This is a genomic window from Bacillus sp. MT94, from assembly GCF_058792475.1.
Genome location: NZ_JBXAEZ010000002.1, coordinates 661,624 through 676,559 on the forward strand (window position 1 = coordinate 661,624; position 14,936 = coordinate 676,559).

At 37.0% G+C, this 14,936-nt stretch carries 16 protein-coding genes and 1 other annotated feature; of the genes, 2 read left to right on the plus strand and 14 right to left on the minus strand.

Features of this window, described 5'->3' with window-relative positions; translation table 11 throughout:
- Window positions 1-226: 226 nt before the first annotated feature.
- The 9 genes from udk to alaS form a co-directional block, all read right to left on the minus strand.
- Entirely contained in the window at window positions 227-865 is a 639-nt protein-coding gene (gene udk, locus AC1Q51_RS09180; RefSeq protein ID WP_000537080.1) for a uridine kinase, read from the minus strand.
- 17 nt (window positions 866-882) lie between these two features.
- Window positions 883-2,163: a peptidase U32 family protein gene (locus tag AC1Q51_RS09185; protein ID WP_000217961.1), complete on the minus strand. Its 1,281-nt coding sequence runs from the start codon at window positions 2,161-2,163 to the stop codon at window positions 883-885.
- Between the two features lie 18 nt (window positions 2,164-2,181).
- A complete protein-coding gene (locus tag AC1Q51_RS09190; protein ID WP_199716872.1) occupies window positions 2,182-3,111 on the minus strand; it encodes a peptidase U32 family protein in 930 nt (309 codons plus the stop codon).
- A gap of 7 nt (window positions 3,112-3,118) precedes the next feature.
- A complete protein-coding gene (locus AC1Q51_RS09195) occupies window positions 3,119-3,760 on the minus strand; it encodes an O-methyltransferase (protein WP_000389102.1) in 642 nt (213 codons plus the stop codon).
- A 203-nt stretch (window positions 3,761-3,963) separates the two neighbouring features.
- Entirely contained in the window at window positions 3,964-5,034 is a 1,071-nt protein-coding gene (gene mltG, locus AC1Q51_RS09200) for an endolytic transglycosylase MltG (RefSeq protein ID WP_199716871.1), read from the minus strand.
- A 223-nt stretch (window positions 5,035-5,257) separates the two neighbouring features.
- Entirely contained in the window at window positions 5,258-5,536 is a 279-nt protein-coding gene (locus AC1Q51_RS09205) for a DUF1292 domain-containing protein (protein WP_000392731.1), read from the minus strand.
- Window positions 5,537-5,548: 12 nt separating this feature from the next.
- Window positions 5,549-5,962, minus strand: coding sequence for a Holliday junction resolvase RuvX (gene ruvX, locus AC1Q51_RS09210; protein WP_001221190.1), 414 nt, complete (start codon window positions 5,960-5,962; stop codon window positions 5,549-5,551).
- Window positions 5,963-5,965: 3 nt separating this feature from the next.
- Window positions 5,966-6,232 carry an IreB family regulatory phosphoprotein gene (locus tag AC1Q51_RS09215; protein WP_000348591.1) on the minus strand — a complete coding sequence of 89 codons (267 nt, stop codon included), beginning with the start codon at window positions 6,230-6,232 and terminating at the stop codon, window positions 5,966-5,968.
- Window positions 6,233-6,308: 76 nt separating this feature from the next.
- On the minus strand, window positions 6,309-8,951 hold the full coding sequence (gene alaS / locus AC1Q51_RS09220) for an alanine--tRNA ligase (protein WP_071729607.1): 2,643 nt from the start codon (window positions 8,949-8,951) through the stop codon (window positions 6,309-6,311).
- 40 nt (window positions 8,952-8,991) lie between these two features.
- Window positions 8,992-9,211 (minus strand) — a binding site (T-box leader).
- 241 nt (window positions 9,212-9,452) lie between these two features.
- On the opposite strand from alaS, the gene AC1Q51_RS09225 reads away from it, so the two are divergent.
- Entirely contained in the window at window positions 9,453-9,797 is a 345-nt protein-coding gene (locus tag AC1Q51_RS09225; protein ID WP_053563621.1) for a PH domain-containing protein, read from the plus strand.
- A 44-nt stretch (window positions 9,798-9,841) separates the two neighbouring features.
- Here the strand turns inward: AC1Q51_RS09225 and AC1Q51_RS09230 are convergent, their stop codons facing one another.
- Complete coding sequence (locus AC1Q51_RS09230; protein ID WP_000793129.1) at window positions 9,842-10,909, minus strand: AI-2E family transporter; 1,068 nt, start codon at window positions 10,907-10,909, stop codon at window positions 9,842-9,844.
- A 176-nt stretch (window positions 10,910-11,085) separates the two neighbouring features.
- Between AC1Q51_RS09230 and AC1Q51_RS09235 the strand changes: the two genes are divergently transcribed.
- Window positions 11,086-11,298, plus strand: coding sequence for a hypothetical protein (locus tag AC1Q51_RS09235; protein WP_000242538.1), 213 nt, complete (start codon window positions 11,086-11,088; stop codon window positions 11,296-11,298).
- 46 nt (window positions 11,299-11,344) lie between these two features.
- On the opposite strand, the gene AC1Q51_RS09240 is transcribed toward AC1Q51_RS09235, so the two are convergent.
- The 4 genes from AC1Q51_RS09240 to AC1Q51_RS09255 all read right to left on the minus strand — a co-directional run bounded on the left by AC1Q51_RS09240 (window position 11,345) and on the right by AC1Q51_RS09255 (window position 14,899).
- Window positions 11,345-11,473 carry a YrzQ family protein gene (locus tag AC1Q51_RS09240; protein WP_001053553.1) on the minus strand — a complete coding sequence of 43 codons (129 nt, stop codon included), beginning with the start codon at window positions 11,471-11,473 and terminating at the stop codon, window positions 11,345-11,347.
- Between the two features lie 18 nt (window positions 11,474-11,491).
- Window positions 11,492-11,680 carry a YrzR-like zinc ribbon domain gene (locus tag AC1Q51_RS09245; RefSeq protein WP_000469281.1) on the minus strand — a complete coding sequence of 63 codons (189 nt, stop codon included), beginning with the start codon at window positions 11,678-11,680 and terminating at the stop codon, window positions 11,492-11,494.
- Between the two features lie 127 nt (window positions 11,681-11,807).
- Complete coding sequence (gene recD2, locus AC1Q51_RS09250; protein ID WP_000528080.1) at window positions 11,808-14,144, minus strand: SF1B family DNA helicase RecD2; 2,337 nt, start codon at window positions 14,142-14,144, stop codon at window positions 11,808-11,810.
- Between the two features lie 95 nt (window positions 14,145-14,239).
- Window positions 14,240-14,899 carry a tetratricopeptide repeat protein gene (locus AC1Q51_RS09255; RefSeq protein WP_199716870.1) on the minus strand — a complete coding sequence of 220 codons (660 nt, stop codon included), beginning with the start codon at window positions 14,897-14,899 and terminating at the stop codon, window positions 14,240-14,242.
- Window positions 14,900-14,936: the final 37 nt, after the last annotated feature.

The window sequence follows — 14,936 nt, forward strand, 5'->3', positions numbered from 1 at the left end:
TGAAAACTCCTCCGCTTCCATTGTTAGCGGAGGTTTCTAGTACCCTTGCACTAGCGGAGTTGTCACATACAACCCCGTATTTCCAATTCTTCTTTATATAAAGAAGATATGTATGGAAAGTTGATATAAATATGCCCTCACCTATATATAGATGAGGTTGCATGTTTCATTGTATTCGATGGGAAGGGAAAAAATCCCTTCCTACCGTATATCTTTTACTATGCTATTACAAATTTACTTTTTGTTCAAGAATTGTTGCAATTTTTGTCACCATAATATCAATTGCAACATGGTTTTGTCCACCTTCAGGGATAATAATATCCGCAAACTTCTTAGAAGGCTCAATAAATTGATTGTGCATTGGACGTACAACAGTTACGTACTGATCAATAACTGAATCCATCGTACGACCGCGCTCTTTAATATCACGCTGCATGCGGCGCAGAATACGAAGGTCAGCATCTGTATCAACAAATAACTTAATGTCCATCAACTCACAAAGACGTGGGTCTTCTAAAATAAGAATTCCTTCTAAAATAATTACATCTTTCGGCTCAACTGGAATAATTTCTTCTGAACGCGTATGCAATGTATAGTCATATACAGGCTTATCAATTTGCTCATATGCAAGCAACTGCTGCAAATGTTCAATTAACAGATCATTATCAAACGCAAGCGGATGATCATAATTTGTTTTTAAACGCTCTTCCATTGGTAAATGGCTTTGATCTTTGTAATAATAATCTTGCTCCAAGATTAAAATGGAATGACCTTTAAAATGGTCAAAAATCGCTTTCGTTACACTTGTTTTTCCTGATCCTGAACCACCAGCGATTCCAATTACAACAGGCTTATTCGTCCCCATTCGACTACCACTCTTTCTTATTGAAGTATGCTTTTGCGCATCATATTATTCACATACACTGGTTGATCCACTTTGAATTTCACGATTTGCAACGGATGTCTCGCTGCATCTAATTCGTTTCCATCCTCATCCCAAATTTTCTCCACCGTCTGCGTAAAGTTTTCTATTTCTGGTCCAAAGAACTCCACTTCATGTCCTGGTTTGAAATGATTACGTTGCTCAAGCGTTACGATGCCCGTTTCTTCATTATAATCTAACACTAAACCAGCAAAATCATACGTTGTTTTCTTACTATGATTTCCAAACATTTGCTCTTGATGTCCTGGAACCCCTTCAAAGAATGCAGGAGCTGTATCACGATTTGCACATTTATCAAGCTCATCTAACCATTCTTGTTTAAACTCAAAGTTATCCGGATCCGCACAATAAGCATCAATTACTTTACGATATACAGTTGCTACAGTCGCTACGTAATGGATTGATTTCATACGTCCTTCTACCTTTAAACTATCGATTCCAATTTCAATCATTTTCGGAATTGATAAAATTAAATTTAAATCTTTTGGACTCATCGCAAAGTGAGCATCTTCTTCTTGGAATAGAGGAAGCTCTTTTGCATCTTTATGTTGTGATACTGTTTGAACTAAATCATAATCCCAGCGGCAAGATTGGCAACAACCGCCACGATTAGAGTCACGCGCTGTCATATGGTTACTTAGTGTACATCTTCCTGAATATGCGATACACATTGCACCATGGACGAATGCTTCAATTTCAATATCCACTTTGTCTTTAATTTCTTTCATTTCTTCATAGCTTGCTTCACGAGCTAATACAAGACGATGTAAACCTTCTTCTTTCCAATACTGTGCTGCTTTCCAGTTGGATAGTGATTGCTGTGTGCTTAAATGCACCTCAACAGAAGGCGCTACACGTTTACACGTCTCAATGATAAGCGGATCAGCAACGATAATTCCCGTTACGCCAGCTTTTTCAATCCCTTTTAAATATTCCTCTAGCCCGTCCATATTTTCATTATGTGCGAAAATATTTGTTGTTACATATATTTTCGCTCCATATTTCTTTGCAAATTCAACGCCTTCTGCCATATCTTCCAGCGTAAAGTTACCTGCATTCGAACGAAGACCAAATTCTTGTCCACCTAAATATACAGCATCTGCCCCATAATGGATAGCTACTTTTAATTTTTCTAAGTTACCCGCAGGGATTAACAGTTCAGGTTTCTTCACAATAACGCGCTTGCCATCGATCACTCGTGAAATTTCTTGTACAGTCATTTCCTACACCCTCCTCGTTTAGTAAACCGTTTCTTTAAAGAAGAATCCTGTGTCTAACGGACGATTTACTGGTTGCATTTCTTCTATTTCTTTATATAGAGCATCTTTCACGTCATAATACGCATCACGATCTTCTACGCATAAATCAATCACTTGACGATATTTCTTCGTTACTTCAATAATGTATTCAGAACTTTTTAGTACACCATCGATTTTTAAGCTGTCAACTTCAGCTTCGATTAGTTCCTCTAATTCATCGATGAAACAAATATCGTTCGGACTCATAATATGAGTACCATTTTCATCTTCATAGATTGGATATTTATTATTACGCTCTGGGTCATATAAGAACATATTCTCTTCATATTTTTTCTTTTCAATGTCAAGATTACGTCCTTGATACTCAAAGTAGTTTCCTACTAATGAACGCTTCGATTGGAACATACAAGTCATACCGTGAATTTGTACTTCTAGTTCCACTTCAGCATTTTCTTTTAAATCAACAATTTCATCTAAGCTCAGCTCACGAGCTAATACAGCACGCTTCGCTCCTCTTTGGCCCCAGTAATTACAAGTGAACCAATTGGTTGCTGTCGTTTCTGTATTCCAGTGCAACTGCATATTTGGCGCTACTTCGCGAACAGCCATTAATACTGCTGGATCTCCGAAAACAATTGCATCTACATTTACTTCATTTAAAAATGAAACGTAATCTGTTAATTCTTCTACTTTATCGTTGTGGAACATAGCGTTCATTGCTACGTATACTTTCACACCATTTTCATGCGCAATCTTCACAGTTTGTTTTACATCTTCACGTGAAAACTCCCCTGCTAAACGTAAACCAAACTTTTGCTCACCGATCATTACCGCATCTGCTCCTGCTTTCGCAAGAAGTTCGATATCCGCCACCGCTCTTGGCGTTACTAACAATTCAGGTTTCTTCATACCTTGGTCACCCTCTCTTTTTACTAACAGCTACTCCATCACCAATTGGGAAAATCGTTGTATCATATCCTTCATGGTTCATAAGCCACTCATTGTACGTCTTAATACGACGGATTAAACCACGTGTACGTCTGTTTTCAATCTTCTCTTTTGTCGTTACAAGACCATGGTACATAACATTATCTGAAATAATTACGCCACCAGGATTTAATAACGGTTCATATAAGTCAAAAAAGCGACGATACTGTCCTTTTGCTGCATCAATAAAAATAACGTCAAATGTCCCGTGTTCTTTTACTTGTTCACCTGTTTCTAACGCATCACCGTAAATAACTGAAATACGATCTGTTACTGGGGAACGTTCTATATATTCAAGTGCTTTTTCATATCGCTCACGATTGCGCTCAACTGTCACAATACGTGAATTTGGAATAGCTTGCATCATACGAATACTAGAATAACCGATTGCTGTTCCAAGTTCTAAAATGCTTTTCGGTCCAATTAAACGTAAAAATTGCAGCATAAATTCCATTCCAAGTCGATCCATAATCGGCACATGATTTTCTGTTGCATATTCTTCCATTTCAAGAATTAATTTATCTTTCGGATCAATAAATGATAATAGGTACTCGTTAACTGCATCCTCCATAAATGGTCCTCCTTATTTACATGGAGAAGTGCCTCTATGACGTCTTTTCCCACATAGAATGCAATAAAAATACAAGCCAGCTTTACCCTTAGCTTGTACGTCCCGTTTTGATATTAAAAACGATTCTTCTGCCAGTTTTTAACCCGATATATTTTACCACAAAAAAGAGGGATGTGCGACTTTTTTCGCTATCCCTCCCCATTTCACTGTTTTTTCGTAATGTATTTTTGCTTTAATGCATTATGCTCTTCTAATGTTTTCGCATAGTACACTTCACCACTTGGTGCAGCTAAGAAATAATAATAATCTGTTTGCGCAGGTTCTAACGCAGCTTCCACTGAATGTTTACCAGAGTTTGCGATCGGCCCTACCGGCAATCCCTTTACAACATACGTATTGTACGGTGAGTTGACCTTTAAGTCTTCGTATAATACACGTTGTTTATGCTTTCCAAGTGCATATAATACCGTTGGATCCGTTTGAAGCGGCATACCTTTTGCTAAACGATTATAAAAGACACTAGCGATCTTTTGACGATCTGTAAAACCAGTTGCCTCTTCTTCAATAAGTGAAGATAATGTTAAAAGCTGATGAACATCCCAGTTCTTCACTTTCATTTTCGCCTCATTTTGAACAATGATTGCATTTGTTTTCTCAAGCATCGGAATTACAATTTCTTCTAACGTTGTATCTTTCTTATAAAACGAATACGTTGCAGGATATAAATAACCTTCTAATGGGTATTTAATATTACTATCAAAGATTTTATCCGTTAATAACTTCGGATACTTTTGCTGCATTTTTTGAATAAATGCTTTATCGTTTAATTGACGCGTAACATCGTCTTTATTCCACTTTAGTTCTGTCGCAATCGTTTCTGCAATTTCAGTTACTTGCGCTCCTTCTTTGATCGTCACTTTATAAAGAGCTGGACGATGCACGTTGCCAGATGACATTTGTTCAATAACATCTTTAGCATTCATCGAAGGATTTAATAAATATGTACCTGCTTGTAAACTTTTCGATTTAGCCTTTGTATAAAAACTAAAAACTGTACCGTTTTTCACAGCGCCTTTTTCTTCTAAAATTTCTCCAATTTTACTTGTAGATGATCCTTTCGGAATTTCTACTTCAATCTCTTTTTTATTCCCGCTATCAACTGGTCCTAATGCGGATGAAATATACGCATAGACTGAACCACAAACTAAAAGCAGTGCAATAATCGAAAATAAAAAGATGCGTCTACGCTTCTTTTTCACTTGATTCTCTATCAAAACATTTCCTCCTTACTTAATTGTAGACCGTATGTACACCTTTCTATACAGCACGATGTAAAAACGCAACAAATTCACTTATCTTTTTTAATAGACACTTTATTTTTCTACAATCCGTCTCATTATACTACAAAGACTTACACAGTTTCGACAAAAAATCTTTCATTTTACATATAAATACAAAAAAAGATGGACTGTATATCGTCCATCTTTTCAGTACTTATTATTCAGCTTCTTGCTCATCAGCAATAGTGTTGAACGTTTCTTGTACCATTTCCCACTCTTCTTCAGATTCGATTGGAAGTAAAACTCCGCCCTCTTCTTCATTTTGCTCATAAGCCATTGCATCATAAATTGGGTCTCCATCTTCATCTACTTCACCGATTGGAGAGAAGATTACGTATGATTTTTTACCAAATTTTTCAGCATCAAAAGTGAAAATAATTTCACATAAATGTTCGTTACCTTTTTCGTCTACAATTGTAATTTGACGTTCTTCCATTTTGGTCACCTCTTATTTTCTATCTAAAAATCCTTGTAAGATTACGACTGCAGCCATCTTATCGATTACTTGCTTTCGCTTCTTACGGCTTACATCAGCTGAAATGAGTAGACGTTCCGCTGCCATCGTTGACAAACGCTCGTCCCACATTACAACGTCTAATTGTAACAGCTCTCGTAGGTTTTCTGCAAATTGCTGGCACGCTTCACCACGTGGGCCAATTGTACCATTCATATTTTTAGGTAAACCTACTACTATTTTATCCACATCGTACTGCTTTACTAACTCAGAAATACGATCAAAACCAAAGTGACCTCGTTCTTCGTTAATCTTAATTGTTTCTAATCCTTGTGCTGTCCAGCCCATTTCGTCGCTAATTGCAACTCCGACTGTTTTTGTACCTACATCTAAACCTAATATCCGCATAAACTACTCCTCACGATGATGTTTCAAGTAAGACTTCACAAGCTCTTCAATGATCTCATCACGTTCAAGCTTGCGAACGATGCTACGTGCATCTTTATGGCGAGGTATGTATGCTGGGTCTCCACTTAATAAATAACCGACGATTTGGTTAATCGGATTATAGCCTTTTTCTTGAAGTGCATCATACACAGTTAAAAGTACATCATTTACATGGACACTCTGTTTTTCATCTTGAATGCTAAACTTCATTGTTTTATCAAAACCGTCCATTTCAAGCACCTCACTTATATAGTAAGTATAGGGAGAAGAACTTCTCCTCTCCCTACCATTGTACACTACTATCTCTTTATTTTGAAACAGATTTAACGTACTCTTGTACAAATGCTAAAGCTTCTTCGACTTGAGCTGGGTTTTTACCGCCTGCTTGTGCCATATCAGGACGGCCGCCACCGCCACCGCCGCAACGAGAAGCTACTTCTTTCACAAGTTTACCAGCATGGTAACCTTGGCCAATTAAGTCTTTCGTTACACCTGCTAGGATGTTTACTTTATCGTCATTAACAGACGCTAATACAACAACTGCTGACTCTAATTTATTTTTTAGATCATCCATCATCGTACGTAAGTTATTCATATCTGCAACATTTACTTTCGCTGCTAATACATTTACGCCATCAACTGTCATTACAGAATCAGTTAAGTTTCCAGCTTCGATATTGCTTAATTTCGCAGCAAGAGATTCGTTTTCTTTTTGAAGTTGTTTTACTTCAGCAAATAGACCATCAACTCTTGTTAAGATATCTTTCGGATTTGTTTTCATTTTTCCTGCTGCTTCTTTTAATAAACCTACTTGATCGTTCATTAATTCGTATGCAGACTTACCAGTTACTGCTTCAATACGACGAGTTCCTGCACCGATACCAGACTCAGCAACGATTTTGAAAATACCGATAGAAGCTGTATTATCAACGTGACAACCACCACAAAGCTCTAAGCTGTAATCGCCAACTTGTACAACGCGTACAACATCACCGTATTTTTCACCGAATAATGCCATTGCGCCCATTTCTTTCGCTTCTTCGATTGCTTTTTGAGAAATCTCAACATCAATACTTTCCCAAATTTTCTCGTTTACCATACGCTCAATTTTTTCTAATTCGTCAGCTTGTACTTGACCGAAGTGAGAGAAGTCAAAGCGTAGACGTTCAGAAGTTACAAGAGAACCTGCTTGGTTAACGTGTGTTCCAAGTACGTCTTTTAATGCTTGGTGTAGTAAGTGAGTTGCTGTATGATTTTTTACAACGCTACTACGGTTTTTCGTATCGATAATAGCTTTTACAGCCGCATCTTTCGTTAATGTACCTTCTTCAACAACAACTTTATGCAAGTTTTGGCCGTTTGGTGCTTTTTGTACGTCTTTTACAAGAACTTTCACACCATCCGCAAGAAGGTAACCACGGTCTGCAATTTGTCCACCGCTCTCAGCATAGAATGGTGTTACATCAAGCATTAATTGTCCTTCTTCACCAGCTTGTAAACTGTCTGTGTATTCGCCGTTTTTCACAAGTGCAACAACGTTACTTTCTGTTGCAACTGTACCGTAACCAACGAACTCACTCGCTACTTTAACTTCTCCAAGTACACCGCCTTGAACTTGCATTGAGTCAACGTCTTGACGAGCAGCACGTGCACGCTCACGTTGTTTTTCCATTTCATTTTCAAAGCCTTCATGATCAACTGTCATACCAGCTTCTTCTGCATATTCTTCTGTTAATTCGATTGGGAAACCGTATGTGTCATATAGACGGAATGCATCTACTCCAGAAATAACAGTTGTTTTTTCTTCTTTTGCTTTTGTAATAACTTCAGCTAAAATCGCTTCACCATCATGAAGTGTTTCATGGAAACGCTCTTCTTCGTTTTTCACAACTTTCGCAATGAAATCTTTCTTTTCAAGTACTTCTGGATAGAAGTCTTTCATTACTTCTCCAACAACCGGTACTAATTCAAACATGAATGGACGGTTAATGTTTAATTTCTTCGAATAACGAACAGCGCGGCGTAATAAACGACGTAATACATAACCACGGCCTTCGTTAGAAGGAAGAGCACCGTCACCAACAGCAAATGTTACTGTACGGATATGGTCAGCAATTACTTTAAACGCCATATCTTTTTCTAAATCGCCATTACGATATTTCTCACCAGAAATTGATTCTGTTGCACCAATCATCGGCATGAATAGATCTGTATCAAAGTTCGTAGGCACATCTTGAACGATAGATGTCATACGTTCTAGACCCATCCCTGTATCAATGTTTTTCTTAGGAAGTGGTGTATATGAACCATCTGGATTATGATTAAATTGAGAGAATACAAGGTTCCATACTTCTAAGTAACGCTCGTTTTCTCCGCCTGGATATAATTCTGGGTCACTAAAGTCATTACCGTAAGCTTCTCCGCGGTCATAGAAGATCTCTGTATTCGGTCCACTTGGTCCTTCACCGATATCCCAGAAGTTTTCTTCTAAGCGGATAATACGCTCTTTTGGAACGCCCATTTTCTCATTCCAAATTGTGAATGCTTCTTCATCTTCTGGATGGATTGTAACTGATAGTAATTCTTTATCGAATCCGATCCATTTGTCGCTCGTTAAGAATTCCCAAGCCCATGTAATTGCTTCTTCTTTGAAGTAATCACCGATTGAGAAGTTTCCTAACATTTCAAAGAATGTATGGTGACGAGCTGTTTTCCCTACGTTTTCAATATCGTTTGTACGAATTGATTTTTGAGCATTTGTAATACGTGGATTTTGTGGGATTACACGTCCATCAAAATATTTTTTTAATGTTGCTACACCACTATTAATCCATAGAAGAGATGGATCTTCATGTGGAACTAGTGATGCACTAGGTTCTACTGCATGTCCTTTTTCTTGGAAAAAGTCTAAAAACATTTGACGAATTTGTGCGCCTGTTAGTTGTTTCATTGTATTTTCCTCCTTAAATATAAAAAACTCCCGTCCCTATAAAAGGGACGAGAGTTAACTCGCGATACCACCCTAATTATGAATTGATTACAATAACAATCAATTCATCACCTCATGGTGCCGTAACGTGGCAAGACGGCAGTGATTAGCTGCTCTCAGGATTAGCTTTCTGTTACCCTTCATTTAAAGCTTCTTTCAGCCATATGGAAGCTTCTCTCTATAAATGGACTGTAACGTACTTGTTCCGTCATTGATTTAATGTATTATATGACTAAATATAATAGAATTCTCTTAAGTTTGTCAATGTAGATAATCATTTATATTGTATTAATCGCTTATTAATCATAGGTATTCTACTATTCATTCTTAACAGCCTTTTCATATATTATGCGTTTATTAATAAATTGGAATCTCCTTACAATAATAATTTATAAAAATTTCTAAATATTACTTTTTTTGCTATAATTAAATTATTGTTAATAAAATAAAGGAGCGATCACAATGACAACCTTACTTAACAAAGCTAAAAACATATTAGCAACTGACGAAACGATATTATTTTACGCAGCATGTTCATTAGACATATTTATTTATCGTTCCGTCGCAAGGCCAGGATTGCTAATTTTAACGAACAAAAGGCTATTCTTTTACGGGCCAGATGTAAGTAAGAATCCAATATTTGAAGAGTACTCTTTCGCAAAAATTTCTAATCTAAAAGAACAAAAGCGTCTTTTCAACAATCAAATTGTATTTATGTATGATAACGAATGGAAAAAAATAAAACATATTCAAACAAATGATGTGAGCTCCCTCGTTCAAAAGATACACGAGCAGCTTTCTCAATAAATATATGATTAGCCCTCTATTTCTTACATAGAGGGCTTCTATACTTACACATTTTCTTTTTTCAAGAGAGGTCTCACATGAACAATGACAGTACGAATAACTGCTAAAATCGGAACCGATATTAGTAACCCTACAATACCAGCTACTTCCCCCCCAACTAGTAATGCAAGCATAATAATAACAGGATGCATACGAAGTGACTTACCAACAATGTAAGGCGATAAAATGTTACTTTCCACAAATTGCAAAATAGCAATCGTAATCCCCGCCTTAATAAGTAAACTCGTTGATACTGTTGCTGCAATCATTAACGTCGGGATCGCTCCTAAAATAGGACCAAAGTACGGGATTATATCCGTTACCCCAATAATAATGCCAAGCAATAATGGATATTTCATACCGATAAACCAAAAAGAAAGAGCTGATACTCCCCCTAATACTAAACAAACAAATAACTGTCCTCGAATATAACTTCCAAGTGACTTATCAATTTCTTTCGCAAGCATTTGCCCCGTACCTCGCCATTTACTTGGGACTAGTTTCCAAAAGATATGATAAAACTCACCATAATCTTTTAATATGTAAAATACAATGAACGGTATTAAGAAAATAATGAGCAATGAATCGAGTACACCACGAGCTGTACTCATCACTTTATTTAAAAGCGCTTGAATCTTCGTTTCCACACCCACAAAAAGTTGTTTCACCTTTTCATGAATGAACGAAGGGAAATTCGCTGTTTGTTCTGTAACGCCATCCATCCACGAATCGTACATCTTTGTAAACTGCGGAAATTGTTCATTAATCTCTTGTAACTGTTTAATAACGACTGGTGTTCCTTTATAAATCCCATAACCAATTCCGCCGAAGAAAAGGATATAAATGAGCAAAATGGCAAGTGTACGGGGCATCCCTTCCTTATGAATTTTTTCAATTAAAGGGTGCAATAAATACGCAATAAAACAGGCGATAAGAAACGGCGTAATTGCTACTTTAAATACAAAAATAATCGGTGCCCATAGTGGCTTAATTTTTAAAAAGACGAGCAAACAAAGAAAAACAAGTAACAATAATCCTAAACGATATATCCAAATGATTTTAAGATTCTTCACATGAAAAACCTCCTCCACCTTTATTTTGAAAATAAATGGGTTAGGTTATGTGTGAAACTTTTAAAATCTTTTCATACGGACCATACTGTTTTTTAAAGACGTACATATAAATAACATAACAAGGACAACCACCCCTGAGAATACAGCATGAAATAATGTAATCAGGAGGGCTAATTATGGTTTTGTTTATGCTTGGATTATCAGCACTTTTTATGATTCTTGAATGGATTTGTATCGGCTTTGGTATTTGGAAGGGGTTCTTTATTCGTTCCTCACGTAAAGAAAAAGCGAAGCAATTATGGCAGTATGGAATACTTGGCGTTGGCTGTTACGGTCTATCTTATTTTTTCTCAGAAATTGGACTTTTTTATTTGCATATGAGTGCATAAAAAAACTCCCTTGTCTATAAGGGAGTTTTTCACTTTATCGAAATGATTATAAGTAAGACTTAATCATCTTACGTGCTTTTTTCATATTGCGTTTTGAAAATACATCTTGCTTACGAGCATATTGATATGCTGCAGCTCCAACACCTAATGCGATTAATGAATTGCGTAGATTCAAAGTAAATCCCCCTTTTCGTTATCCGATCGTTCTTTCATTCTCATCAAATAAATCATCAAGAGAGCTTAATGAACCATCTTCCTCAACTTGATGCGTATGGATTTTCCCCTTTGAAACCGATAATTCGATATAACAATTCCAGCAATAAAATTGGTTGACACCTATTTTTCCAATGTCTTTCCCTTTGCAATTTGGACAAATGAACATATGGCTTTCATCTCCTTACAGTCTCCCAGATTCTATTCGCCATTATGTCCAAACCGCATTCATTTATACATTGCTGGAGCCTTTCAACGCTATGCGTTTGAAAGTTTCACTATATAATTTCACCTTGTTACATGAAATCATACGGTGAAATGTTTTCCACGTCCATTTCCTCGCCATTAACTGTGACCATCTGTACTTCTCCTTGTGATTCCTGCAAGCGACTAGCTAAAGTTGTTTGACGCATTGCATCATCAAGGCGATTTACACCAGATTGGAAAGCTACTTCCTCCCCGCAAATAATAAGGAACTTCTTACTTCTTGTAATGCCCGTGTAAATTAAATTACGGCGTAACATACGGTTGTAACTTTTCACAATCGGCATAATAACAATCGGAAATTCACTACCTTGTGATTTATGAATCGAACAACAATATGCATGTGTAATTTGATTTAAATCCGGCTTTGTATACGTTACCTCAATTCCATCAAATGAAACGATAATCATATCTTGTTGCTCAACGTTTTCTTTCGCATAAAACACCGAAACAATTTCTCCGATATCCCCATTAAACACTTGGCTCTCCGGCTGATTAACGAGTTGCAGTACTTTATCGCCTCTTCGGTATACAACATCACCGTACTGGATTTCTTTACTCTTTTCCCTTTTCGGGTTAAATACTTGTTGCAGCGCTTCGTTTAATACATTAATACCAGCAGGCCCGCGGTACATCGGTGCTAATACTTGAACATCCCTCGCACTAAAGCCTTTTGTTTTAGCGTTTTCGCAAACTTTTTTCACAACCTCAACAATTTGAGCCCCTGTACAGCTGATAAACGAACGATCTTTTTTATTTTGCGCTAAATCTGGCGGGAGTGTGCCGTCTTTGATCGCATGGGCAAGTTGAATAACAGATGAGCCTTCTGCTTGACGATAAATTTCAGTAAGCTTCACTGTCGGAACTGCACCTGCATTTAATAAATCTTTTAATACTTGTCCAGGTCCTACAGATGGCAACTGATCTTCATCACCTACAACGATAACTTGAATATTCGTTGGTAGCGACTTAAATAGCTGATTTGCGAGCCAAATATCAACCATTGAAAATTCATCGATAATAAGGAGCTTACCTTGGACAGGATCCGTTTCATTACGCTGGAAAGATCCTTCTGGCGTCCAGCCAAGCAAACGGTGAATTGTGCAAGCTGGAAGTCCTGTCGATTCACTCATCCGCTTCGCTGCTCTTCCTGTTGGAGCTGTTAATAGTATTGGAAATGGATTATCATCACTGTATTCATTCGGATTTAACGATAATCCGTGAAGTGACGCATACATTTCAACAATCCCTTTAATAACGGTTGTTTTTCCTGTTCCTGGTCCACCTGTTAATAACATCATCGGTTTATGAAGTGCCGTTTGAATCGCTTCTTGCTGAAACGGTGCATATTGTACATTCAACTGTTCTTCAATTTCACCTAATGTTTTTAACACTTCTGCTTCAGGAAATGAAGGTGTTTCCTCTTGATTCATCAATCGACGAATAGACTTTACAACACCTTTTTCAGAGTAGAATAAAGTTGCTAAATACACTCGTTCTTCTTCTATGATAACTTTCCCTTCACTTTGCATCGTTTCAATACAACCTATAATATCTTCTTCAGTCACTCTTCCTTCTTGATTGTTTAAAAGTGACATCGTTTCTCTTACAAGTTGATCTTTCCTCATATAAACGTGACCAAGTTGCAATGAGACATTCTCTAATGTGTAAAAACATCCCGCTCGTACACGGTCGTCGTGATTACCCGATATCCCTAACGCACGCCCTATATCATCCGCTCGTCCAAAACCAATCCCGTCCACTTCTTCAATAAGTTGATACGGATTATTACGAATCACTTCTAATGTCATCTCTTTATATTGCTGGTAAATCTTAATAGAAAGTTTCGTTCCAAAACCGTAACCATTTAAAAAGCTCATTACTTTCTCTAATCCTTGATGTTCAACAATTGTCTCATATATTTCCTGAGCCTTTTGTTTGTTAACAACACCATTTAACGCCTCAGGGTCATCCATAATTTTAGAAATAGCATGTTCCCCGAGATGATCCACAATTTTTTCCGCTGTACGCTTTCCTATCCCTTTAAATAAATCACTCGCTAAATATTGCACCATACCTGCTTTTGTTTGCGGCAATTCTTTTTTAAATGTTTCAACCATATATTGTTTTCCATACTTTGGATGGTCCTTAAAGTGACCTGTCAATGTAAACACTTCATCTTCATGCATGCGGGGAAAATGACCGTTTATCATTACTTTCTTTTCGTCATACGTTTCATTCGTTTCAATGACTTTCATACTGACAACGGAATAGAGGTTTTCTTCGTTGTGGAAAATGGTATGAAGAACTTGCGCTTTTATAAATTTTTTCTCTTCCTCAAACAAATCCATTGCATGTTGATTTCCCATCTTTCCTCTCCTTTCCGATATTTTCACTTTAATGAGCAGTACATCCCCCACCTTTTTAGATGAGGGATAACTACCCATTAAACTATATTTTTATCTTATTCAGCTTCTTGCTCTAATAAACGAACGCCATTACCAGCTAAAAAGTGATCTGGCTGAATTTCAGTTGCTTTCTTAAATAAAGCGAGAGCTTTCTCGTTATTTTCTTCAAATACGTAAGCAACACCTAAATTGTAATACGCATCTGCATACTCTTCATCCATTTCTAATACCTTTTCAAAATAAGGTTTCGCCTCTTGAATATGTTCTAGTCGCGCAAAGCAAAGTCCGCACTGGAATACAGCTTCTACATCGTTTTCATCTAATTCTGTTGCTCTTTGTAAGAATGGTAGTGCAAGACGATCATTTCCAAGCTGTACATGTGTAATACCTAACATAAATGTTACATCAGCTGATTGTAATCCAGCTTGCATTGCTTGTTCGAATACAACTTTCGCCTCAGTAAATTGCTCTTGGCCATAATATACGTTTCCTAAGCCATAATAAGCAGCTGCAGATTTATCATCTAACTCTAATGCACGTTTATAAAATAAAATCGCTCGCTCACTATCTCCTAATACGTCTAATAAATTTGCAAAATTAATGTATCCAAGCGCATCTTTCGGATTTTCTTCAATTGCTTCTGTAAAATTTTTAGCTGCTTCTTCCCAATTTCCTTCTTGCATATATTGAATACCTGTTTCAAGTTTGTTTGACATGTCCTTCACCTCTACAACAAATTATAACAAAGAATGT